The sequence below is a fragment of the Paralimibaculum aggregatum genome (genome assembly GCF_030270585.1).
GTDB lineage: Bacteria > Pseudomonadota > Alphaproteobacteria > Rhodobacterales > Rhodobacteraceae > Thermohalobaculum > Thermohalobaculum aggregatum.
Window position 1 is genome coordinate 165557 of sequence record NZ_BSYI01000001.1, and the last position, 21515, is coordinate 187071.

The 21515-nt window shown below is 68.2% G+C and carries 22 protein-coding genes; 2 read left to right on the forward strand and 20 right to left on the reverse strand.

What is annotated here, in order from left to right:
• Positions 1-19: 19 nt before the first annotated feature.
• The 10 genes from QSJ97_RS00715 to QSJ97_RS00760 form a co-directional block, all read right to left on the reverse strand.
• Positions 20-1249 (reverse strand): DUF4214 domain-containing protein, encoded by a 1230-nt coding sequence (locus QSJ97_RS00715; protein WP_285669552.1) that lies wholly within the window; start codon positions 1247-1249, stop codon positions 20-22.
• 58 nt (positions 1250-1307) lie between these two features.
• Entirely contained in the window at positions 1308-2261 is a 954-nt protein-coding gene (locus QSJ97_RS00720) for a DUF4214 domain-containing protein (protein ID WP_285669553.1), read from the reverse strand.
• Positions 2262-2423: 162 nt separating this feature from the next.
• A complete protein-coding gene (locus QSJ97_RS00725; protein WP_285669554.1) occupies positions 2424-3533 on the reverse strand; it encodes a DUF4214 domain-containing protein in 1110 nt (369 codons plus the stop codon).
• 31 nt (positions 3534-3564) lie between these two features.
• Positions 3565-4215, reverse strand: a complete 651-nt coding sequence (yihA, locus tag QSJ97_RS00730; protein WP_285669555.1) for a ribosome biogenesis GTP-binding protein YihA/YsxC — start codon at positions 4213-4215, stop codon at positions 3565-3567.
• Entirely contained in the window at positions 4212-4970 is a 759-nt protein-coding gene (locus QSJ97_RS00735; protein WP_285669556.1) for an MOSC domain-containing protein, read from the reverse strand. The genes yihA and QSJ97_RS00735 overlap by 4 nt, the downstream gene beginning before the upstream one ends.
• Positions 4967-5632, reverse strand: coding sequence for a CatB-related O-acetyltransferase (locus QSJ97_RS00740; protein ID WP_285669557.1), 666 nt, complete (start codon positions 5630-5632; stop codon positions 4967-4969). The genes QSJ97_RS00735 and QSJ97_RS00740 overlap by 4 nt, the downstream gene beginning before the upstream one ends.
• 7 nt (positions 5633-5639) lie before the next feature.
• Entirely contained in the window at positions 5640-7463 is a 1824-nt protein-coding gene (gene yidC / locus QSJ97_RS00745; protein WP_285669558.1) for a membrane protein insertase YidC, read from the reverse strand.
• 168 nt (positions 7464-7631) lie between these two features.
• The gene (locus QSJ97_RS00750) at positions 7632-8465 is read right to left on the reverse strand and encodes an ABC transporter ATP-binding protein (RefSeq protein ID WP_285669559.1); all 834 of its coding nucleotides are present in this window, start codon (positions 8463-8465) and stop codon (positions 7632-7634) included.
• A 236-nt stretch (positions 8466-8701) separates the two neighbouring features.
• Positions 8702-9982 (reverse strand): ABC transporter substrate-binding protein, encoded by a 1281-nt coding sequence (locus QSJ97_RS00755; protein ID WP_285669560.1) that lies wholly within the window; start codon positions 9980-9982, stop codon positions 8702-8704.
• 36 nt (positions 9983-10018) lie between these two features.
• Positions 10019-11347: a branched-chain amino acid ABC transporter permease gene (locus QSJ97_RS00760; protein WP_285669561.1), complete on the reverse strand. Its 1329-nt coding sequence runs from the start codon at positions 11345-11347 to the stop codon at positions 10019-10021.
• A gap of 36 nt (positions 11348-11383) precedes the next feature.
• Here QSJ97_RS00760 and QSJ97_RS00765 point away from each other — a divergent pair, with 36 nt between their 5' ends.
• Positions 11384-11830: an SHOCT domain-containing protein gene (locus QSJ97_RS00765; RefSeq protein ID WP_285669562.1), complete on the forward strand. Its 447-nt coding sequence runs from the start codon at positions 11384-11386 to the stop codon at positions 11828-11830.
• On the opposite strand, the gene QSJ97_RS00770 is transcribed toward QSJ97_RS00765, so the two are convergent.
• The 6 genes from QSJ97_RS00770 to QSJ97_RS00795 form a co-directional block, all read right to left on the reverse strand.
• Positions 11831-12208, reverse strand: a complete 378-nt coding sequence (locus QSJ97_RS00770; RefSeq protein WP_285669563.1) for a VOC family protein — start codon at positions 12206-12208, stop codon at positions 11831-11833.
• Positions 12205-12558 carry a VOC family protein gene (locus QSJ97_RS00775; RefSeq protein ID WP_285669564.1) on the reverse strand — a complete coding sequence of 118 codons (354 nt, stop codon included), beginning with the start codon at positions 12556-12558 and terminating at the stop codon, positions 12205-12207. The genes QSJ97_RS00770 and QSJ97_RS00775 overlap by 4 nt, the downstream gene beginning before the upstream one ends.
• Positions 12558-12971 (reverse strand): hypothetical protein, encoded by a 414-nt coding sequence (locus QSJ97_RS00780; RefSeq protein ID WP_285669565.1) that lies wholly within the window; start codon positions 12969-12971, stop codon positions 12558-12560. Before QSJ97_RS00780 ends, QSJ97_RS00775 begins: the two co-directional genes overlap by 1 nt.
• Positions 12971-13969 (reverse strand): branched-chain amino acid ABC transporter permease, encoded by a 999-nt coding sequence (locus tag QSJ97_RS00785; RefSeq protein ID WP_285669566.1) that lies wholly within the window; start codon positions 13967-13969, stop codon positions 12971-12973. Before QSJ97_RS00785 ends, QSJ97_RS00780 begins: the two co-directional genes overlap by 1 nt.
• 6 nt (positions 13970-13975) lie before the next feature.
• Entirely contained in the window at positions 13976-14734 is a 759-nt protein-coding gene (locus tag QSJ97_RS00790) for an ABC transporter ATP-binding protein (protein ID WP_285669652.1), read from the reverse strand.
• A 109-nt stretch (positions 14735-14843) separates the two neighbouring features.
• Positions 14844-16829 carry an AMP-binding protein gene (locus QSJ97_RS00795; RefSeq protein WP_285669568.1) on the reverse strand — a complete coding sequence of 662 codons (1986 nt, stop codon included), beginning with the start codon at positions 16827-16829 and terminating at the stop codon, positions 14844-14846.
• A 214-nt stretch (positions 16830-17043) separates the two neighbouring features.
• On the opposite strand from QSJ97_RS00795, the gene QSJ97_RS00800 reads away from it, so the two are divergent.
• Positions 17044-17901 (forward strand): M15 family metallopeptidase, encoded by an 858-nt coding sequence (locus tag QSJ97_RS00800; RefSeq protein ID WP_285669569.1) that lies wholly within the window; start codon positions 17044-17046, stop codon positions 17899-17901.
• Between the two features lie 90 nt (positions 17902-17991).
• Here the strand turns inward: QSJ97_RS00800 and QSJ97_RS00805 are convergent, their stop codons facing one another.
• The 4 genes from QSJ97_RS00805 to QSJ97_RS00820 form a co-directional block, all read right to left on the reverse strand.
• Positions 17992-18450, reverse strand: coding sequence for an Hsp20 family protein (locus QSJ97_RS00805; protein ID WP_285669571.1), 459 nt, complete (start codon positions 18448-18450; stop codon positions 17992-17994).
• A 144-nt stretch (positions 18451-18594) separates the two neighbouring features.
• Complete coding sequence (locus QSJ97_RS00810; RefSeq protein WP_285669572.1) at positions 18595-19341, reverse strand: trypsin-like serine peptidase; 747 nt, start codon at positions 19339-19341, stop codon at positions 18595-18597.
• A gap of 6 nt (positions 19342-19347) precedes the next feature.
• Entirely contained in the window at positions 19348-19743 is a 396-nt protein-coding gene (locus QSJ97_RS00815; protein ID WP_285669573.1) for a DUF2147 domain-containing protein, read from the reverse strand.
• Between the two features lie 126 nt (positions 19744-19869).
• Complete coding sequence (locus tag QSJ97_RS00820; protein ID WP_285669574.1) at positions 19870-21057, reverse strand: hypothetical protein; 1188 nt, start codon at positions 21055-21057, stop codon at positions 19870-19872.
• Positions 21058-21515 lie beyond the last annotated feature (458 nt).

Genomic DNA, 21515 nt, shown 5'->3' on the forward strand with positions numbered 1-21515 from the left:
TTGGCAACGGGTGGTCGGCTCAGACCACCCACTCGAAGCTGCCGTCGCTGTCGGCATCGGTGTAGACGATCTCCGCCACCTCCGGCGAGCCGATCAGGTTCTCGCCGCTGTCGGTGAAGCCGAGCAGCAGCAGCCCGCGGTCGCCGTTGAAGATCTCCGGGTCCTGGAAGGCGTTGAACCAGAAGTCGAAGCCCTCCTGGTCGGCCTCGCGGTTCAGCACGTTCTCGTAGAGCGTGCGCACGAAGTCCTCGTCGGAGAGGGTGTCCGGGTCACCGAAGCTGGCCGCGAACTCGTCGCTCTCGATGAAGAAGTTGGCGATCTGCACCAGGGTGAAGGTCTGATTGGCATCGATCCAGAAGTTGAGCCCCTCGGTGTCGATGTTGCCGTTGCGGTTCAGCCCGGCCTCGTAGAGATAGGCGATGCGCTGCGCCTCGGAGCGGGTCGCCTCGCCCTCGGCCACCGGCAGCCCCTCGGAGACCTCGATCACCACGACGCCGGTATCGGTGCCGCCATTGCCGTCGCTCACGGTGTAGCCGAAGGTGGTGGAGCCGGTGAAGCTGCCCGGGCTGCGATAGATGATCTCGCCGTCGACCACCGCGGCGAAGCCCTGGATCGGGATCGTCTCTTCGGAATCGGCGAAGCTGCGCTCGAAGATCTCGATCACCTCGAGCTGGTCGCCATCCTCGTCGAAATCCGTCGAGAGCACCGGCAGCACCGAGGCCACGAAGCGCTCGGTGGCGATCACGTCGTCCACCACCACCGGCGCGATGTTGCCGGTGTCCTCGTCGAGCTCGCCGAAATTGCCGAGCGCCGCGATGCCGTAGTCGCCGGTGTTCTCCGGGTTGTCGAAGGCGATGCTGAGATAGTAGGTGCCGGTATAGCCGGGGCGGAACTGCCAGATTGTGTCGGTGCCGTCCTGCTCCACCGCGAGATCGTTGCCGTCGATCGCGACCAGCGGATAGCCCTCGTCGTCGATGATGAAGATCTGCGTCTCGGCCACGCCCTCGGTGGTGCGCCCGAGCGACAGGAAGGTGTAGGCGGCGTTCTCGTCGAGCTCGAGCTCGATGAAGTCGATGAGGTCGCTGCCTGCGGTCAGCACGCCCTCGGGGCCGGGCTCGGCCAGGGTCAGGTCGCGTGCGCCCTCCCCGGTCGGCACGAAGACCAGCGGGGTGATCGGGCCTTCGTCCGCCGCGATCTCCGCCAGCACCTGCTCGGCAAGCTCGGCGCTCCAGTTCGGGTCTCTCTGCATCTCCGTCTCCTCATGTCTGCGGCCAGGGCGCGCCGGGCGCCGGCTGTCTCGTCCCGGGTCAGAGGAACGCCCAGAGCCCGGGTTCTGTCTCCACCAGCAGCTCCACCTGCGGAGAGCCGGCACGGTTTTCCTCGCTGGTCGCGAAGGCGATCAGCAGCTCGGCCGGGCCGATGCCCGGCTGCGCCGCCGCCTCGCGCCAGAAGTCCTGGCCCGGACCGTCGGCCGCGCGGTCCAGCACGTTCTCGTAGAGCCGGTCGACCAGCTCGGTCTCCGAAAGGCCGTCGGCGGCGCCGAAGCTCTCGGTGAACTCGGGCGCGGCGAGAAAGGCCTCGGCCAGCTCGGTGCGGGTCAGTCCGGCCTCGGCCGCGTCGATCCAGAAATTGAGCCCCTCGGCATCGATCGCGCCGTCGCGGTCCAGCGCCGCCTCGTAGAGATAGGCGACGAAGCGCGCCTCCGCCTCCGCGAGCCCGGCCCCGATCTCGCCCTCCGAGATCGCGAAGGCCTCGGTCTCCGCCCGCAGCGGCGCCGCCGCCACGCTCTCGGCGAAGAAGGCGGTGCCGAAGGCCTGGGTCTTGGTGAAGGCGGGCAGGCTCTCGGGCAGCGCGTTGCCAGTCAGCGTCGAGAGCGTCTGGTGCCCGTAGCCGACGCGGATCTCGTAGGCCCCGGCCGCGGTCTCGCCCGAGGCGATCACCGCCACGGTATCGACCACGAGGCTGATGCTGCCGAGGCTGAAGACGAAATCGTTGCCGACGACGATGGCGATCTCGCCGGGCGTCACCTCCACCCCGTCGATCACCAGCCGGGCATCCTCCGGCGCGACCGGATAGACCGCCTCGCGGGTCTCCGGGTCGATCTCCGCCGGCGCGGCGCCGGGGTCGAAGGCGAGATGGCCATAGACCGCTGGCATGCCGTCGAAATCCTGGTCCGACACCCTGGCGGCAAAGCTCAGCGTCAGCTCGTCCATCGCGCCCCGCTCCTCCCGGTCCAGCCCGCCGCGCGTCGTATCACGCATGGCCGAACTTGGCCATGCGCATCCCCGTGCAGCCGCCGGGTGTAGCGTGAACCTACTACCCTCTGCAGGGCATGGGAAGCCCCCTGTTGGAGGTGAAGCCGCAGATGGAACCGGCAGCGCCCCGGGCATGGCGGAAGCCCGGCCCGCCGCCCCGGCGCGCCGCTATCCGAGGAAATCCCAGACCCCCGGCGCGACCTCGGCGAGATCCTCCACGAAGGCCGAGCCGTCGAGGTTTTCCGGGCTCTTGGCGAAGGCGAGCAGCAGGTCGTCGCGCCCGAAGCCCGGCTGGGCAAGCACGCCGGTCCAGAAATCGATGCCGCCGGTTTCGCCGTCGCGGTTCAGCACGTTGCGATAGAGCACCTCGACCAGCCCCCGGTCCGAGAGCGTGTCCGGATCGCCGAAGGCGGCGGCGAATTCCGGACTGTCGAGGAAACGCTGCGCCAGCGCCGCCTCCGAAAGCCCGTTCTCGCGCGCGTCGATCCAGAAGTTGAGCCCATCGGCGTCGATGTTCCCGTCACGGTTCAACCCGGCCTCGTAGAGATAGGCGACGCTGTGGGCTTCATTGATGGACAACCCAAGCCCAAACGCTGACTCCGGGTAGATCTCAATAATTGCTGTGCCGATCGAATAGGCTCCATCGACATCTTCGACGCCATAGACAAAAAAATCACTTGTCAGGCCACCGGAAGGCGCCTCGTAGACCACCTTCCCGTTCTCTACCGATAGATCCTCATGTGAAGAGCCTAGGGCGTTGATCAAGAAGAGCGCACTGCCATCCGGATCGTAGTCGTTGCCAAGAACATCGAGCGCGACTTCCCGCCCAGCTCGGACATAAAAAACATCATCCACGGCAACTGGCGGCTCATTGGTGTCCGGGAACACGCTTATATAAAAAACCACATTCGAGGACCTGACCTCATCAAAATAAGGTGTGTAGTTTATATACTCATCGGCATTTGTGAATACATCGTACCCAAACCCCACGTCCAAAACCACGCTATCATAGCCAAATCCAAAACCCAGACCTAGAGCGCCGACATATGTCCCAACTTCTTCTGTTGAGACATCAATATCTCCATAAAAGCTGTCAAATTCATAGATAAGTACCGTTTCGTTTCTCCGAAGAACGCCATCATCAACGGTCTCCACAAGGATCCAGCTGTCATTGGGATAGAAAACGAAATCATCATTGTTCAGCTGGAGCGTCGGCTCAATCACATTAAAACCGGTCGTGAATGTATTGACCCGATTGTCAAATATTACGTACCCCATAGCACGCCAACCTATCTGGAAACGAAAACTCCTAGAGAATTGATAGTATCGTTGCCCTCAGTCGGTCAATGCCCGCCCCCGTCTCGGAGGAGGTGGTGAGGATCTCGGGATAGGCGGCGGGGTGCTTGGCGAGCTCGGTCTTCACCGCCTCGAGGGTGCGGTCGAGGGCGGCGCCGCGCTTGTCGGCCTTGGTCATCACCGCCTGGAAGCTCACGGCGGCCTTGTCGAGCAACTCCATGTGCTCGTGGTCGGCCGGCTTCACGCCGTGGCGGCTGTCGATCAGCAGGAACACCCGGCGCAGCGAGACCCGGCCGGCGAGATAGGCCCGGAGCAGCGCCTGCCAGGCCTCGACCTTCGGCTTCGGCGCCTTGGCGAAGCCATAGCCGGGGAGGTCGACGAGATAGGCCGCCTCGCCGAGCGCGAAATAGTTGATCTCCTGCGTCCGGCCCGGCGTGTTCGAGGCCCGCGCCAGCCCGCGCCGCCCGGTCAGCGCGTTGATCAGCGAGGATTTCCCGACATTGGAGCGCCCGGCGAAGCAGACCTCCGGCCGGTCCGCCGGTGGCAGCCCGTCGAGCGCGACGACGCCCTTCACGAAATCGCAGGGCCCGGCGAAGAGCAGGCGGCCGGCCTCGAGCGCCTCCGGCCCGACCTCCGGGTCGATGGAGAAGAGCGCCGCGCTCATGCCAGCACCCGGTCGCCGGGGGTGACGCTGCCGCCGGCGACAACCTGCGCATAGACGCCGAAATCGGTGTGCCCCCAGCGCTCGCGGAGGATCTCGAGCACCGGCGTGTCGCGCTGGCCGCTGGCGGGGCTGGCGGTGGTGGCGGCGCAGCGGCCGATCCGCTCGGTGATGCGCAGGCGCACCGGGCCGATGGCGATCTCGCGGCCGACGAGGTCGAACTCCGCCCAGGGGGCGAGGCCGTCGATCCAGAGATTGCCGCGGAAGCGCCGGCGCTCGAGCGGGCGGCCGGCGGCCTCCCCCAGCGCCCGCAGCGAGGCGTCGGAGAGGATCGAGACATGGGCATCGGCGACATCCGTCAGCCCGGCGCCGGGCAGCGCGGCGAGCCGGTAGGGGCCGGGCTGGCGGTGGCCGCATCGCGCCTCGGCCCAGGCGGCGAGGGCGGCGGCGCCGGCCGGGGTTCCGAGATCGGCGCTCAGCGGCTCGGCATCCGGCGCCGAGACCGTGACCTCGGTGCCGGAGAGCCGGAGCGCGGTGCGGGCGAGCTCGGGGCTGTGCGCGGTCTGCACGAAATTGCGCCGCGAGACGAAGGCGGGGGCCTCGGCATCAAAGGCGGAGCCGGCATGGGCGAGCGCCCAGCGGCGGTCGTCCGGCAGATGCCGGCCGGGGGTCAGCAACGCCGTCTCCAGAACCTCCTCGCCGAGGCCCTTCACGGGGAAGCGGTGGATCGCGGCGAGCCGCGCGGTGGTCTCGGTCATGTCGCCTCTCCTGCGGCCTCGAGTGCCGCGATGTCGGCCCCGCGGATCGCCGGCAGCGCCGCGGCGATGCGCGCCACCGGCCAGTCCCACCAGGCGAGCGCGAGCAGCCGCGCCGTGGTGTCCGCGTCGAAACGCCGGCGCACCACCCGGGCGGGATTGCCCACCGCCACGGCATAGGGCGGGATCTCGCCGGCCACCACCGCCCCGGCGCCGATCACCGCGCCCGAGCCGATGCGGCTGCCGGCCAGCACCGTCGCGCCATGGCCGAGCCAGACATCGTGGCCGAGCCGGGTCTCGCCCCGCCGCTTCGCCGCGCGCTGGCGGTCGTATCGGCTGCCGTCGAAGCCCGCGGCCCAGGCGCCGCCATGGATCTCGAAGGGATAGGTGCTGAACCCGTCCGTCAGGTGGTTGCCGCCATCCATCAGGAAGCGCACCCCCTCGGCCAGCGCGCAGAACCGCCCGATCGCCAGCCGGTCGCCCACGAAGGGCCAGTGATAGAGCACCTGGGTCTCGAAGAAGCGTTCTGGCTCCCGCGGGCTGCTGTAGTAGCTGAAGGCGCCGGCCTCGACATTCTCCCGCCCCTCGGCCAGCGGCGCCAGATGCACCACCGACCGCACCTCTGGCAGCGGGAACAGCGCCGCCGGGTCGGGCAGGCCGGACATGCCCGGCCTACTCCTGCGTCTGCTTTCGCTTCTTCTTGAAGCTCTGCTTGATGTTGCCGAGCAGATCCACCTGCACCCCCTGGCTGCGCATGATCACGTATTGCTGGATGATCGTGATCGTGTTGTTCGCGGTCCAGTAGATCACCAGGCCCACGGCGAACTGGCCGAGCATGAACATGAAGACCCAGGGCATCCAGGCGAAGATCATCTGCTGCGTCGGATCGGTGGGCGCCGGGTTCAGCTTCTGCTGCAGCCACATGGTGATGCCCATCAGGATCGGGAAGACGCCGATCGAGAAGATCGAGAGGAAGGCCGGGATATCCCAGGGAAAGACGCCGAACAGCGTCATCCAGGTCGAGGGGTCCGGCGCCGAGAGATCCCTGATCCAGAGGATGAAGGGCGCGTGCCGCATCTCGATGGTGACGAAGAGCACCTTGTAGAGCGCGAAGAAGATCGGGATCTGGAACAGGATCGGCAGGCAGCCCGAGGCCGGGTTCACCTTCTCCCGCTTGTAGAGCTCCATCATCTCCTTCTGCATGCGCTGCTTGTCGTCGCCGCAGCGCTCCTTCAGCTTCTCCATCTGCGGCTGAAGCGCCTTCATCTTCGACATCGAGACGTAGGACTTGTAGGCCAGCGGGAACAGCACCGCCTTGACGCAGAGGGTGAGCAGGATGATCGACCAGCCCATGTTGCCGATCACGCTGCTGAACCAGTGCAGCATCCAGAAGAACGGCTTGGTGAGGAAATAGAACCAGCCCCAGTCGACCGAATCGACGAACTTGTCGATCTTCAGCTCTTCCTCGTAGGCGGAGATCGTGGTGACCTCCTTGGCGCCGGCGAAGAGCCGGGTGCTGACCTCGCCGCGGGTGCCGGGGGCGACGCTGACCGCGGGCAGGCGCATCTCGGTGCGGAACTCCGGGCGGCCGGCGCCGTTCTGCACGCGGTAGACCGCGCTGAAGGGCTGGCCGGCGGCCGGGGCGAGCACCGTCATCCAGTACTTGTCGGTGAAGCCGAGCCAGCCGTTCTGCTCGACCTGGCGCGCCTGCAGGCGGCCGCTCTCGCGGCCCAGCGGGTCGACGGGCATCTCCAGCAGATCGTCGTAGTCGAGCTCGGAGAGCTCGCCGTCGAAAACCCCGAGCGCGCCCTCGTGCAGGATGAAGAAGCCCTGGGTGTCGGGCTCGCCGCGCCGCGCGATATAGGCATAGGGCGCCAGCGCCACCTCCGCCTCGGTGGTGTTCTCCACCGACTGCGTCATGGTGAACATGTAGTCCTCGTCCACCGCGATTCGGCGGCGGAAGATCAGGCCCTCGCCATTGTCCCAGGCCAGCGTCACCGGGCTCTCGGGGGTGAGGCGCTCGCCCTCCTCGACCAGCCAGTCGGTGGTCGGTCCGGGCAGCGGGCCGGCAGCGGTGCCGACGGCCGGCAGCCAGCCATAGACGACGAAATAGGGGTTGGGCGAGCGCGTCGGGTTGAGCAGCGTCACCGTCGCCGCATCCGGCTCGAGGCTCACCTTGTATTTCGAAAGGTCGAGATCGTCGACCCGGCCGCCGCGCACCGCGATCGAGCCGGACAGCGCCGGGGTCTCGATCTCGATGCGCTCGGCGCGCGAGAGCGCCGCGCTGCGGTCGAGCGGCACCACGGGGCCGCCGGCGGTGCCGGGGGCCGCGGCATCGACGCCGGCAGGCGCGCCGGCGCCCCCGGCGGTCACCTGCCCGGCCGGCTGCGGCTCCGGCTCCGGTGGCGGGAACAGCGCGTACCAGCCGACGATGACGAGCATCGACAGCGCCACCGCGATGATCAGGTTCCTGGTCTCGTCCTTGTCGCCCATCATCGGCGCCGTTCCTCCTCGTGGCTCGCGCACCCGCCTTCAACCGTCATCTCGGGGCGAGGTCAAGGGGCAGGCACCGGCATGGCGCCGCAGGGCGTGACGAATCCGGCCGGGTTTCGCCGCGCCGCCGCGGCGCCGCGCCCTCGATGCAGGGGGGAATGCGCCGCCGGCTCAGCTCAGCCAGCGCTTGCGGCGGCGATAGGAGCGCACCTCGCGGAACGACTTGCGCCCCTCCTCGCCCATGCCGAGATAGAACTCCTTGACGTCGGGGTTCTCGCGCAGCTCCGCGGCGTCGCCGTCCATCACCACGCGGCCGCTCTCCAGCAGATAGCCGTAATGGGCATATCGCAGCGCCACGTTGGTGTTCTGCTCGGCCAGCAGGAAGCTCACGCCCTCGTTCTCGTTGAGGCTCTTCACGATCTCGAAGATCTCCTCCACGAGCTGCGGCGCGAGGCCCATCGAGGGCTCGTCGAGCAGGATCGTCTCCGGCCGGCTCATCAGCGCGCGGCCGATGGCGCACATCTGCTGCTCGCCGCCGGAGGTGTAGCCGGCCTGGGACTTGCGCCGCTCCCGCAGCCGCGGGAAGTAGTTGTAGACCATCTCGAGATCCTGGTTCACCTTGCCGCGCCCGTCATGGCGGGTATAGGCGCCGGTCAGCAGGTTCTCCTCGACGGTGAGGTGCTCGAAGCAGTGCCGGCCCTCCATCACCTGGATCACGCCGCGCTTCACCAGCGCCGCGGGGTTGCCCTCCGGGATCGCCTCGCCGCGATAGCGGATCTGGCCCTTGGTGACCTCGCCGCGCTCGGACTGCAGCAGGCTGGAGATCGCCTTCAGCGTGGTGGTCTTGCCCGCCCCGTTGCCGCCGAGCAGCGCCACGATGCCGCCCTTGGGCACCGAGAGGCTGACCCCCTTCAGCACCAGGATCACGTGGTTGTAGATCACCTCGATATTGTTGACCTCGAGCAGGATCTCTGGCTCGGTCGCGGGGCTGACGCTGGCCGCCATGGGGATCTCCTCAGATTGGCGCATGGCCCGGCTCGCCGGGATGTTTCACGGAACCGGCCCGCCTGTCAGGGCCGGCTCGCGGCAAGCGGCGGCCCCGGAGCGCGCCGCACGCGTCGCCTGCCGCGCGGCCGGGGCCCGAAACGCGATGACCGCCGCGGCCCTTCGCGATGCGCTCCGCGTGCCGCGCCCTCGCGGAGGGGCCCGGCCGCTGGGCCGGACCCCCGGTTTCTATCGGCTCAGTTGCAGCGCGGCGAGATGCCGGCCTCGGCGGCATAGGCCGCCGAATCCTCCTCGATCAGCGGGTCGACCACCTGCCGGTCGGCCGCGATGAACGGGGTGATCAGCGACCAGGTCTTGCTGTCGGCATCCCACTGCTGGATCGCGCCGAGGCCCGGAGGACCATGGTTCTCGCAGGTCACCTGGAAGGTCGGCATGAAGCCCGGCAGCCCGTTGGCCTCGAGCACCGCATCGGTGATCTCGAGCGCCTCCATGCCGTCGCGCATCTGCGCCGCGTTGATGTCGGCGACCCCGTGGATCTCCTGCGCCTTCTTCGCCGCCTCGACGGCCAGCATCGCCGCCATCATGCCGCGGTTGTAGAGCACCGAGCCGTGCTGGTCGCCGGCGCCGGCGGCGAGGCCCTTGTCATAGACATGGGTCTTGAGGTCGGCATAGATCGGGAAATCCATGCCCACGCCGTGCATCGCGATCGCCTTGTAGCCGTCGGCCGCCTGGCCTGCCGGCAGCGTGTCGTTCTCCGAGGCCGACCACCACACGCCGATGAACTTCTCCATCGGGAAGCGGATCGAGGCGGCCTCCTGGATCGCCACCTGGTTCATCACGCCCCAGCCCCACATCACGACATAGCTCGGCTGCGCGCGGCGGATCTGCAGCCAGGTCGACTTCTGCTCCTGCCCGGGATGATCCACCGGCAGCAGCATCAGGTCGTAGCCGTGCTTCTTGGCCAGCACCTCGAGCGTGCGGATCGGCTCCTTGCCATAGGCGGAGTTGTGATAGACCAGCGCGATGGTGCGGCCCTCGAGGGTCTTGCCGCCCTCCTGGTTGAGGATGTGCTTCACGATGATCGAGGCGGCGTCCCAGTAGGTGCCGGGATAGTTGAACACCCACTCGAAGATCTTGCCGTTGGCCGCCGAGGTGCGCCCGTAGCCCATGGTGTGCAGCGGGATGCCGTCGGCGCTGGCCTTCGGGATCAGCTGGTAGGTGATGCCGGTGGAAAGCGGCTGGTAGACCAGCGCGCCCTCGCCCTTGGTCGACTCGTAGCACTCCACGCCCTTGGTCGTGTTGTAGCCGGTCTCGCATTCCAGCACCCGCGCGGTGGCGCCGCCAATGCCGCCGTCGCGCTCGTTCATCAGCGTGAAATAATCCGCATAGCCGTCGGCAAAGGGGATGCCGTTGGGCGCATATGGCCCGGTGCGGTAGCTGAGCGACGGGAAGACGAGGTCTGCCGCCGCCGGGGTCGCGATGGCGGCCGCGAGGGCCACCGCGAGCAATCGTTTCATGGTCTTCTCCTCCCTAGTGGTTGATCTATCGTTGTGTCAGTGCGGGAACGGCCAGAGACGCAGGCGCTCCTTCGTGGTGCGCCAGAGCGCGGCGATGCCGTGGGGCTCCTTGATAAGGAAGAAGATGATGAGCCCGCCGACGGTGATGATCTGCATGTGCTCGGCGATGTCGGTGGGCCAGCCGAGGCCGGAATGGGCCGCGCCCGCGAAATAGATCGAGCCCGCCGCCGCCACCGCGAGCCCGGCGATCGCCCCGCCCCGGGTCGCCGCCCCCGGCGCGATCCGGCGCAGCGCCCAGGCGACGAGCTGGAAGGCCAGCGCGCCGAGCGCGACGCCGATGATGATGCCCAGCGGCACCGCCACGATCCAGGCGCCGAAGCCGGTGACCATCAGGTTCTTGAAGAACACCGGCAGCAGCACGATGAAGGCGGCGCCGACCAGCGAGCCGAAGATCGAGCCGAGCCCGCCGATGATCACCATGAACAGCACCTCGAAGGACTGGTCGATGCCGAAGGCCTCGGTCGGCTCCGCCGCGCCCTGCCACACCGCGAAGTAGAGCGCCCCGGCCATCCCGATGAAGAACGAGCTGACCGCGAAGGCCGAGAGCTTGGTCAGCAGCGGGTTCACGCCGATGATCTCGGCGGCGATGTCCATGTCGCGGATCGCCATCCATGAGCGCCCGGTGCGCCCGCGCACCAGGTTGCGCGCGGCCCAGCCGAAGACGAAGAGGAAGCCGAGGCAGAGCAGGTAGGTCGCCCAGGGCGGCGCGTTCGGCCCGGTGACCGCGACGCCGAACAGGAAGCTCTCCGGCGCGGTGATCTGCCCGGTGGCGGAGTGGTTGTAGGCCCAGGACCACTTGTTGAACAGCCAGACCAGGAAGAACTGCGCCGCCAGCGTCGCCACCGCGAGGTAGAACCCCTTGATGCGCAGCGAGGGCAGCCCGAAGAGCACGCCCACCAGCGCTGCGCAGAGCCCGCCGAGGATGGTCGAGGAGACGATGTCGAGCCCCGGCAGGTCGATCAGCACGACCTCGGTCACCTGCCCGTCGACCTCGCGGTCCCACTTGATGTCGAGCCCGGTCATGAACTTGTAGCAGCCATAGGCGCCCACCGCCATGAAGCCGCCGGTGCCGAGCGAGACCTGCCCGCAATAGCCGGTGAGGATGTTCAGCCCGATCGCCGCCAGCGCATAGACGAAGAACGGCAGGAACACCGCCTTCTCCCAGTAGTCGGTGACCAGGAAGGGCACCACCAGGAAGGCCAGCGCGACGATGATCCAGAACCGCCAGAAATCGAAGCGGATCGGAAAGGTCGCGTGATCTGCCGCATAGGATGTTTTGAATTCGCCGGCCTCGCGATAGAACATCAGGACAGATCCTTCAGGTCAGGAAGAGGGCCGCGCATGTCGCTCGCAGCCGAACTGGAGAAGCTCGAGGCCCTGCACGCGGCGGGCACGCTCTCGGACGAGGAATACGAGGCCGCCAAGGCCAGGGTGCTGGAGGGCGGCGCCGGGCGCGCCGGCGGCGAGAGCCGCGGGGTCGCCCGGGCGGTCTGGGCGCTGGTGATCGTGGTCATCCTCGCCGCCGCGGCGGTGCTGATGATGCTCGGCTCGGTCAACGAGACGCTGGAGACGGCGGTCGGCATCGCCGGGCTCGCCGCGGCCGCCGCCGGCGGGGTGCTCGCGGTGATGGAGGACCTCTCGGTGATGGCGATCGGCGCCTTCGGCATCGCCGGGCTCGCCATCGCGGCGGTCGCCTTCGCCGGGGTCGCGCCGGCCGTGCTGCTGGCGGTGCTTGCCGTGGCGGTCATCGGCGCGGTCTGGGCCTGGTTCGGCGACATCATCGGCTGATCACGCCTCCCATGTCCTGGCATCGCCGGGGAAGTCGTCGCCCTGCGGCTTGACGAGGCAGAAGCGGTGCCCGGTGGGCGCCTCCATCACGATCCAGCCCTTGATCGCGGCGACGCGCCTTGCGCCCAGCGCCTCGAGCCGCGTCGCCTCGGCCTCGCGGTCGTCGGTCTCGATGTCGAGATGCACGCGGCTCTCGTGCTCGACCGCCTGCAGCAGCACCTTGGGATAGCCCTTGCGGTCGGCCAGCACGGCGTATTTCCCGTCCGGATCGACCTTGCCCGAGACCCCGAGCGCGACGGCCCAGAACTCGGTGGCCGGCCCGAGATCCTCGGTCTGGCAGTCGATCACGATCACCCCGATGCGCGAACGGTGGGTCATGCCCTGCCCTCCCCCTCCGGCTCCGCCGGCACCACGCAGAAGCGGTGGCCGGTCGGCGCCTCCATCACCACCCAGTCCTCGACCGCGCGCAGGCGGACGGCGCCGAGCCCCTCGAGCCGGGCGACCTCGGCCGCGACATCCGCCGCCTCGATGTCGAGATGCACCCGCGGCGCATGATCCACCGCCTGCACCTCGACGGTGAGCCCGCCGACCCGCCCGAGGCGGACATAGCGCTCGCCCCCCGGCGCGGCCTGCCGGCCCAGCGCACCGGCCCAGAAGCCCGCGGCCCCGGCGAGATCGCCAGTCCTGCAGTCGATGCTGATGCCGCCGAGCCGGGAGGGATGGGTCATCACGCCTGCTCCGTCCGGATGAAGGTCATCGCGGCACCGATATTGCTGAACCGCCGCGGAGCGCCATCAATCATCACGACGACCTCACCGGAAGCGAACGTGCGGTACTTGAACTTCCCGTCGATATAACCTTCATCGACAACTGCGTCGGAGTTCGGTGCCGTCCCTCCAGCCTCGCCGAATGAACCCGCGCTTCCACCGATGGAAAACATTCCTACCATAACGCCCAAGTGTTGCTCTATCCGGCCCAGAGTGGCCATCAATGCAGACGTTACCACCCCGGAATAAACAAGGGATACAAACACGATCTTCCTATATTGATAGGGAATATCATGATCGCCCACGAGAATAACAGCAAAGGCCACGTGAACGACCAAAATAAAAGTCGCAATGAAATATAGGACGAGATGCATCACACCCTCTCGATGATCTTCTCGCCGAACAGCCCCTGCGGACGGAACAGCAGGAAGGCCATGGCGAGCATGTAGGCGAACCAGTTCTCGGTGGCGCCGCCGATCATCGGGCCGATGTAGAACTCGAAGAGCTTCTCGCCGACACCGATGATGAGCCCGCCGACGATGGCGCCCGGGATCGAGGTGAAACCGCCCAGCATCAGCACCGGCAGCGCCTTCAGCGCGATCAGCGACAGCGAGAACTGCACGCCCGACTTGGCGCCCCACATGATCCCGGCGACCAGCGCCACGATGCCGGCGACCGACCAGACGATCCACCAGATCGTCTCGAGCGAGATGCCGACCGAGAGCGCCGCCTGGTGGTCGTCCGCCACCGCGCGCAGCGCCCGGCCCATCTTGGTGTACTGGCTGAACAGGGTCAGCGCGACGACGAGGATCACCGCCACCACCGCGGCCGAGATCTCGATCTTCTCGATGAACATCCCGGTCGCGTCGATGATGGTGTCCGACGGGCCCGAGGGCAGGCCGACATCGAGCACCTTGACATTGGCGCCCCACATCAGGTCGCCCGCCCCCTCGAGCACGAAGGCGAGCCCGATGGTCGCCATGAAGAGGATGATCCCCTCCTGGTTGACGAGGTTGCGCAGCACCACCTTCACGATGAGCCAGGCGAGCCCGATCATCACCAGCAGCGTCGCCGCGATGGCCGCGATGTCCGGCAGCCCGCCATGCCCCTCCTGCCCATGCCCGCCGCCGATATCCGACCAGTGGTGCATGTTGGTGCCCCAGACCGCGTTGATCAGGTGCGCGAAGGGGATCTGCCCGGTCTGGAAGCCCACCAGCGTCAGCGCCGCGAACAGCGCCAGAACCCCCTGGCTGAAGTTGAAGATGCCGGAGGCCTTGAAGATCAGCACGAAGCCGAGCGCCACCAGCGCATACATCACCCCGGCCAGCAGACCCGAGATCAGCACCTCGAAGAAGAAGAGAAGATCGCCCATCAGAGCCTACTCATGCGGGACGCCGAGATAGGCGTCGATCACGTTCTGGTTGGTGCGCACCTCGTCCGGCGTGCCGTCGGCGATCTTGGCGCCGTAGTCGAGCACCACGACCCGGTCGGCGATGTCCATCACCACGCCCATGTCGTGCTCGATCAGCACGATGGTGGTGCCGAACTCGTCGTTCACGTCGAGGATGAAGCGGCACATGTCCTCCTTCTCCTCGACGTTCATGCCCGCCATCGGCTCGTCGAGCAGCAGCAGCTTGGGCTCGGCGGCCAGCGCCCGGCCGAGCTCGACCCGCTTCTGCAGGCCGTAGGGCAGCCGGCCGACCGGCGTCTTGCGGATGTGCTGGATCTCGAGGAAGTCGATGATCTTCTCCACCGCCTCGCGGTGGCGGATCTCCTCGGCCTCCGCCGGACCGGCCCAGAGCGCCTGCCAGACCAGCCCGCGCTTCATCTTGGTCAGCCGCCCGGTCATGATGTTGTCGAGCGTCGTCATGCCCTTGAAGAGCGCGATGTTCTGGAAGGTGCGGGCGATGCCCTGGCGCGCGATCTGGTGCGGGCGCATGCCGCGCCGGCGCGCGCCGCGGAACCAGATCTCGCCCTCCTGCGGGTGATAGAAGCCGTTGATCACGTTGAGCATCGAGGACTTGCCAGCACCGTTCGGCCCGATGATCGCACGGATCTCGCCCTCGCGGATGTCGAAGGAGATGTCGCGGATCGCGGTCACCCCGCCGAAGCGCAGCGTGATGTTGCGGACCTCCATCACCACCTCGCCGACGCGGTGCGGCGCGAGGCCGCGGGCCTCTTCCTCCGCGGCGTAGGTGCTGTCGTCCTTTGCGGCCTCCGCCACGGGATGGTTCATGCTCGGCTCCTCAGGCCGCCCGGTCCGCCGTCGGCCGGGCGTGTGCGGGCGGGAAGGTTTCGGCATCGCGGATCTTCAGGGTCGCGCGGATCGCGCCCTTGCGGCCGTCCTCATAGGTGACCTCGGTCTCGGTGGTGATCTCGCCCATGTCGGAATAGAGCGCGGTGACCAGATCCTCGAACTTCTCCGAGATGAAGCGCCGGCGCACCTTGCGGGTGCGGGTCAGCTCGCCATCGTCGGCGTCGAGCTCCTTGTGCAGCACGAGGAAGCGGGCGATCTGGCAATGGCTCAGCATCGGGTCCTCGGCGAGGCTGCGGTTGGTGTCGCGGACATGCTCCTCGATCATCTCGAGCACCCGCGGATGCTGGCTCAGCTCCTGGTAGGAGCCATAGGCGATGTTGTTGCGCTCGGCCCAGTTGCCCACCGCCGAGAGGTCGATGTTGACCATCGCCATGCAGCGGTCGCGCTCGTGTCCGAAGACCACCGCCTCGAGGATGTTCGGAAAGAACTTCAGCTTGTTCTCGAGATATTTCGGTGCGAACAGCTTGCCGTCGGCCAGCTTGCCGACATCCTTGGCGCGGTCGAGAATGCGCAGCTGCCCGGTGCGCTCGTCGAAGAAGCCGGCATCGCCGGTGGCGACCCAGCCTTCCTCGTCCTTGGTCTCGCGCGTGCCGGCGGGGTTCTTGTAGTATTCCACGAAGACCCCGGGGGAGCGGTAGAACACCTCGCCGCCCTCGCGGATCTGGATCTCGACGCCGGGGGTCGGCACGCCCACGGTCTCGGGATCGACCGCGTCGTCCGGGTGCTGGGTGATGAAGACGCTTGCCTCGGTCTGGCCGTAGAGCTGCTTCATCGGCACCCCGATCGAGCGGTAGAAGGCGAAGAGGTCCGGCCCGATCGCCTCGCCGGCGGTATAGGCCACGCGCACCCGGGTCATGCCGAGCACGTTCTTCAGCGGGCCATAGACCAGGATCTCCCCGAGCCGCGTCAGGAAGTTCTCCCAGCCGGTCAGCGGGCTACCTGCCCGGCGCTTCGCCTCCATCGCCTTGGCATGGGCCATGAAGCGCGCGAAGAGCCAGCGCTTGATCGCGCCGGCATCCTCCATGCGGATCGTCACCATGGTCAGCAGGCTCTCGAAGATCCGCGGCGGCGCGAAGAAATAGGTCGGCCCGAGCTCGCGCAGATCGGCATGCATGGTGTCCGCGCTTTCCGGGCAGGCGACGCAGAAGCCGCAGACATAGGCCTGCCCCATCGAGAAGATGAAGTCGCCCACCCAGGCCAGCGGCAGATAGGCCAGCATCGAGTCCTGCTCGGTGAGCCCGTCGAACTCCGCCGCGGCGCGCGCCGTGATCAGGATGTTGTCATGGCTCAGCACCACGCCCTTGGGCTTGCCGGTGGTGCCGGAGGTATAGAGCATCACGCAGGTGTCCGAGCCCTGCATGCGGGCGATCCGGGCATCCATCGCCGGGCCCTGCTCGGCCTCCGCGGCGCGGCCGAGCTTCTGCACCTCGGCATAGTCGTGCAGCGTCGAGTGGTCGTAGTTGCGCAGCCCGCGCGGGTCCTCGTAGAGGATATGCGTGATGGTCGGCAGCCGCTCCTGGATCGAGAGCACCTTGTCGACCTGCTCCTGGTCCTCGGCCAGCGCGAAGCGCGCCTCGCAATGGTCGAGGATGAAGGCCATCTCCTCGGCCACCGCGTCCTGGTAGACCGGCACCGGCACGCCGCCGGCCATCTGGCAAGCGACGATCGACCAGTAGAGCCGCGGCCGGTTCGAGCCGATGATCGCCATCCGGTCGCCCGGCTGCATCCCGAGCGCGACGAGCCCGAGCGCCAGCGCACGCGCCTCGTCATGGACCTCCTGCCAGGTCCAGCTCTGCCAGATGCCGAATTCCTTCTCGCGGCTGGCCGGGCGCTGCCCGCGCTCCCGCGCATTCGCGATCAGGAGCGCCGGAAACGTCTCGGCATTCGCCAGTCCCTGCGGATCTGCGACCGTCATCTCGTCCTCCCTGGGCGCCGGGATCTCTTGCCGGATCATGGGCGCCTAGCGCAGCTTTGTTGCGCATTACCCGGATAGGACAGAGTTATCTGCCGCGGGTCAAGGAAAATGCGTGAACGGTCGTTCAATTCCCCGAACCGCGCCCGGCTTTGCCCGGCCCGCCCGCGGGCGTACACTTCGGGTATCTGTATTTCACCCGTTCATGGAGCTGAAAATGCCCTTTCCGCTGAAGCGCGGCGGCCGCAACCAGCCGCTTGAAGTGCAGCGCCTGCAATACTTTCTACTGCGCCAGGGATTTCCGCAGACCGGGCATGTCGACGGCCGGTTCGGCGCCAAGACGGAATCGGCCGTGCGCGCCTTCCAGGACAAGTACGAGATCCGCCGTAGCGGGCGGTTCGACACCGCAACCCTCGCGATGGCCGCCGATCTCGGCTACACCGTGGTGAACGACGACCACTACGACGCCATCGCGGGGGACTGGCCGGACCGTCCGGCCGGGCTCTCGCGGCCGGACGCGGCGCGGCGCAACGCGCTCTTCGGCTGCTTCCGCTTCCGCCAGAACCACGCGGATTTCCGGGCCGACCCGGACCAGATCGAGATCCTCGATTCCTGCGACCGCGAGACCCGCGACTGGGAGTCGGTCAACATCATCGACCTCGCGGTGCCGGAATTCGAGCGCTTGCCGCCCTACGGCGCCCGGCGCATGCGGCTGCACCGCGCCGCGGCCGAGCGCTTCCGCGCGCTGATCGACGCCTGGGCGGCGGCCGACCTGCTGCACCTGCTGATCGCCTATGTCGGCGCCTACAACCCGCGCTACATCCGCGGCGCCTCGGGCCGGCGCGGCCACGGGATCAAGCACAGCACCGATGTCGGCAATCTCAGCAACCACGCCTTCGGCACCGCCTTCGACGTCAACAACCGGCAGAACGGCTATGGCGCCCATCCGGCGGAGGTGAGCCATGTCGGCTCGGTGCGCGAGCTGGTGCCGCTGGCCAATGCGCACGGGGTCTACTGGGGCGGCCATTTCGGCAAGCGCGACGGCATGCATTTCGAGCTGGCCGAGGGGGCCTGACGGAACGCGCCACGCAAAAACGCCCGCGCGGGGAGCGCGGGCGCCGATCTCGCAAAACCGGCCTCGGGCCGGTCTCACCTCGGGCCGGGATCAGGCCTCGATGGTCTGGGTCTGCCGATCGCCGGTGGTGATGGCGATGGTCCGCGGCTTCAGCTCCTCGGGCACCTCGCGCACGAGGTTGATGTGGAGCAGGCCGTTCTCGAGGCTCGCGCCCTTCACCTTGACATGGTCGGCGAGCTGGAAGCGCCGCTCGAAGCCGCGCTCGGCGATGCCGCGATGCAGGTAGACCGGGCGCTGTTCCGCCGGCACGTCGCGCTTCTGCGCGGTCACGACGAGCTGCCCGTCCTTCACCTCGATGTTCAGCTCGGACTCGCCGAAGCCGGCAACCGCGAGGGAGATGCGGTAGGCGTCGTCGCCCATCTTCTCGATGTTGTAGGGCGGATAGGTGGGCGCGCTCACATCGTGGCTGGTGATCTGGTCGAGCATCGAGGCCAGACGGTCGAAGCCGATGGTGGAACGGTAGAGCGGGGTGAGATCGACATTGCGCATGGGGTATCCTCCGTTGCGAAGCGATAGTCCATATGGATGGCCCCCCTGACGGGCGGGCCGGTCAGCAGCGGCGCCGCATTCGGCCAACCGCTGCGGAAGGATATGGAAATGCCCCCGCGGGGCTTCAAGAGGTTCGCGCAGCCCTCAGTCGAGCCGCGCCAGCACCTCGGCAAAGACCGAGCGATCGACCATCACCGCCCAGGCGAAGGACTGCCCGCGGCTCTCGCTCATCGCCGAGATCACCGCGACCAGCCGGGTCTGGCCGTTCTCCGAGGCGAAGACCGGCGAGCCCGAGGCGCCGAAGGTGACGTCGCATCCGAGCAGCAGCAGGTTGGCCTGCGCGCGCTTCAGGTCGCAGCCGTCCTGCCGGGTCAGCGCATGGGCCCGGTCGCGGCGGTAGCTGATCAGGGTGAGCGGCCGGCGCACCAGCCGCGGCGGGCCGATGGCGAAGGGCGGCGCGATCTCCGCCGGGATCGGCGTGCGCAGCCGCAGCAGCGCCAGGTCGAGCCCGCGCCGGGTGCCCTCGCCGCCTCGGCGCGGGCGATAGCTCGGATGGATCGCGATGCTGCTGGCCCGGCTCTCGGCCACCTTCGAGCCCATCCGCCAGCCGGCGACGAAATGGATGTTGCCGGGCTCGTAGAGCTTGCCGGTGCGTGCCGAGATCACGCAATGCGCGGCGGTGAGCACCAGGTCCTCGGCGATCAGCGTGCCGGTGCACATGCCGCGCTCGCTGAAGGTCGCGATGTTGACCCGGCCGACGCCGCGCCATTCCGCGTGCTCGTCCACCGTCAGCATCCGGCGCAGCTCGAGCAGTTCGAGCGAGGTCGCCCCCGCCGCCGAAGCGAGGCAGAGCGCGATCGCCGCGCAGAGCCATCTGAGGGTCAGCCGCATGTCATCTCACTCGACCCGGGTCCAGATCTGGGCCCGGCACATCAGGCCGAAGGGAATGCAGCCCGAGACCCGCAGCCGGCCCGGCCCGAGAAGCTCCATCGAGGCATCGTAGGTCTCGTCGTCGTCCGGCGCCCAGATCGTGCCGCCGCGCCAGCGCCCGGGCCCGTCGCCGGCCATGTCGCGGATCATCGCCCGCCCCATCACCTTCTCCGGCGTCGGGCTGTTGGTGCCGACGATCACCCCGCAGAGCGCCGCCGCGCAGGGCGCGATCTCGACCTCGACATAGCGGCCCCGCTCGTTCGGCGCGCTCTTCCACACGCCCTCCACGCCCGGCGCCGCCTGCGCCAGGGCCGCGCCCTGAAGCAGGCCGAACAGGGCGGCAACGATTGACAGCCTCGGCATGGGCCTCGCCCTCTTCCCCTTGCGGCGCCAGCCGGCGCCATCCCGAAAACATAGCGCCCGGCCGTGCCGCGGCACAACCATGCCGGCAGCGCGCCGTCGCGTCATCGGTGCAACGGGCAACGGGGCTCATTCCTGCGGTGTCTCGGGTGTCTTGGCCGTGAGCGGCAGATAGCGGTCCTCGAGCCCGGCCTCGTCGAAGAGCAGCCAGGCGGGGCCGAGCACCCCCTCGTCCGCCAGCGCCCGGCGCAGCACCGCGATGGCCGCCTCGATATCGGTGAGCGCGAGATCGACATAGACGTGCCGGATGCCGGAGGCCCGGCCGATCACGCCGCCGCATCGGCGCTCGGCCAGCCGCTCCTCGATGCGCGCGCCGAAGGTCGCGATGTCCGCCACCTCCGCGAAGCTGCTGGAGCCGGTGCGCATCACCTTGAGCCCGCAGAAGATCTCGCCGAAGCGCGAGAACCGCACCCCGGCGATCCGGGCGCCGGCCAGCCGCGCCGCGGTCAGCGCCGGATGCCGGCTCTGCACCTGCATCGCGTCGTGCCGCCGGGCCGGGTCGCCGCCCACCGGGCGCAGGCGGAAATCGACGCAGTCCTCCACCCGCATCGGCACCTCGACAAAGGGCTTCTCCGGGCGCTCGGCCTCGAAGCCCTCGATGATCGCGCGCGCCGTTGTCCGGAACTCGCTGAGCCAGCGGTCGTTCCGCGTCTGCCGGCGCGAGGCCAGGAGGTTGCGCAGCCCGAGCATCGGCCAGCGACGCCCGTCGGAGGCGCCGAGCCAGTCCTGGTCCGCCCGCTCGCCGAGCAGCACGGCAAAGATCACCCCGGCCTGGTCGGCGATGAAGTCATGGTCGCCGAAGCCCTGGGCGACCAGATCGACCAGCCGATGCGCGCCGCGCCGCGCCACCAGCTCTTCCACCGCCAGCGCCTCGGAGCGGCTGCGATGGAGGATCGCGCGCACCGCGTCCGGGATCTCGGTCGAGGCGCTGCGGGCATCGCGGATCGCCCAGCCCCGCAGCTCCGGCGCCCGGCGCAGGAAGGCCCGCGCGAGGGGGCGGCGGGTGTGGAAGAGCTCCGGCGTGATCGCCAGCGCGAGCCCGCCGCCGCGGGCAAACTCGAACTCGCCGCGCACCCGGTCGCGCAGCCCGCCGAGCGCCGCCTGCAGCTCGGCATGGATGTCGATATTGGGCAGCCGCCCACGGGCATAGCGCTCCACGCGCGGCCCCAGTTCGGCGAAGCGCTGCCAGAAATCGTCGATCGCGATCAGATCCGCGCGCGGCAGGCGATCCGCCCAGAAGTCATAGGCATCCAGCATCACGCGCGGGCGCCCCTGTGAGGAAAGCCGCGGCGGACAGGCGGCGCACCGTGCCGCCCCGCGCCGGAGCGCCCCGACGACGGCGGACACGCCGCCGCAGCAGGCTCGCCTGACACCATCTGAGCACCGGAACCTGCACCGACCGGCGGCCCAAACGGCATCGCGTCACCTCGCTGACTGCCCCAAGGCACGGGGCTCCCCGCCGACCCTTCCGCAAGCGGGCCGACCCGGGACGAAGATGCGGGAAAACCGCAGTCAGGGCAAGAATCGCGGCGACAGGTGCGACAAGGCGCTTGCAGTGATCCGCACGGCCCGAACAGTATCCGCCCGAGCGCGCGTATTTGGGGAGGATCAATGACGGCCCCGGCGCTGAGCGATGGCAATATCGACAAGTTCTGGGGAGATATAGAAGCGAAAGATTTCAGGACAAAATTTTGACGAGAGTGCCGATCGGGCTC

What these genes read in the sequence shown, in the direction of transcription:
- QSJ97_RS00800 (WP_285669569.1), top strand. Translation starts at nt 17,044, where the DNA reads ATGCCCTTTCCGCTGAAGCGCGGCGGCCGCAACCAGCCGCTTGAAGTG.
- QSJ97_RS00735 (WP_285669556.1), bottom strand. Translation starts at nt 4,970, where the DNA reads ATGACCGAGACCACCGCGCGGCTCGCCGCGATCCACCGCTTCCCCGTG.
- QSJ97_RS00820 (WP_285669574.1), bottom strand. Translation starts at nt 21,057, where the DNA reads ATGCTGGATGCCTATGACTTCTGGGCGGATCGCCTGCCGCGCGCGGAT.
- yihA (WP_285669555.1), bottom strand. Translation starts at nt 4,215, where the DNA reads ATGAGCGCGGCGCTCTTCTCCATCGACCCGGAGGTCGGGCCGGAGGCG.
- QSJ97_RS00780 (WP_285669565.1), bottom strand. Translation starts at nt 12,971, where the DNA reads ATGCATCTCGTCCTATATTTCATTGCGACTTTTATTTTGGTCGTTCAC.
- QSJ97_RS00760 (WP_285669561.1), bottom strand. Translation starts at nt 11,347, where the DNA reads ATGTTCTATCGCGAGGCCGGCGAATTCAAAACATCCTATGCGGCAGAT.
- QSJ97_RS00750 (WP_285669559.1), bottom strand. Translation starts at nt 8,465, where the DNA reads ATGGCGGCCAGCGTCAGCCCCGCGACCGAGCCAGAGATCCTGCTCGAG.
- QSJ97_RS00810 (WP_285669572.1), bottom strand. Translation starts at nt 19,341, where the DNA reads ATGCGGCTGACCCTCAGATGGCTCTGCGCGGCGATCGCGCTCTGCCTC.
- QSJ97_RS00785 (WP_285669566.1), bottom strand. Translation starts at nt 13,969, where the DNA reads ATGGGCGATCTTCTCTTCTTCTTCGAGGTGCTGATCTCGGGTCTGCTG.
- QSJ97_RS00725 (WP_285669554.1), bottom strand. Translation starts at nt 3,533, where the DNA reads ATGGGGTACGTAATATTTGACAATCGGGTCAATACATTCACGACCGGT.
- QSJ97_RS00715 (WP_285669552.1), bottom strand. Translation starts at nt 1,249, where the DNA reads ATGCAGAGAGACCCGAACTGGAGCGCCGAGCTTGCCGAGCAGGTGCTG.
- QSJ97_RS00790 (WP_285669652.1), bottom strand. Translation starts at nt 14,734, where the DNA reads ATGGAGGTCCGCAACATCACGCTGCGCTTCGGCGGGGTGACCGCGATC.
- QSJ97_RS00815 (WP_285669573.1), bottom strand. Translation starts at nt 19,743, where the DNA reads ATGCCGAGGCTGTCAATCGTTGCCGCCCTGTTCGGCCTGCTTCAGGGC.
- yidC (WP_285669558.1), bottom strand. Translation starts at nt 7,463, where the DNA reads ATGATGGGCGACAAGGACGAGACCAGGAACCTGATCATCGCGGTGGCG.
- QSJ97_RS00775 (WP_285669564.1), bottom strand. Translation starts at nt 12,558, where the DNA reads ATGACCCATCCCTCCCGGCTCGGCGGCATCAGCATCGACTGCAGGACT.
- QSJ97_RS00765 (WP_285669562.1), top strand. Translation starts at nt 11,384, where the DNA reads ATGTCGCTCGCAGCCGAACTGGAGAAGCTCGAGGCCCTGCACGCGGCG.
- QSJ97_RS00805 (WP_285669571.1), bottom strand. Translation starts at nt 18,450, where the DNA reads ATGCGCAATGTCGATCTCACCCCGCTCTACCGTTCCACCATCGGCTTC.
- QSJ97_RS00770 (WP_285669563.1), bottom strand. Translation starts at nt 12,208, where the DNA reads ATGACCCACCGTTCGCGCATCGGGGTGATCGTGATCGACTGCCAGACC.
- QSJ97_RS00720 (WP_285669553.1), bottom strand. Translation starts at nt 2,261, where the DNA reads ATGCGTGATACGACGCGCGGCGGGCTGGACCGGGAGGAGCGGGGCGCG.
- QSJ97_RS00795 (WP_285669568.1), bottom strand. Translation starts at nt 16,829, where the DNA reads ATGACGGTCGCAGATCCGCAGGGACTGGCGAATGCCGAGACGTTTCCG.
- QSJ97_RS00755 (WP_285669560.1), bottom strand. Translation starts at nt 9,982, where the DNA reads ATGAAACGATTGCTCGCGGTGGCCCTCGCGGCCGCCATCGCGACCCCG.
- QSJ97_RS00740 (WP_285669557.1), bottom strand. Translation starts at nt 5,632, where the DNA reads ATGTCCGGCCTGCCCGACCCGGCGGCGCTGTTCCCGCTGCCAGAGGTG.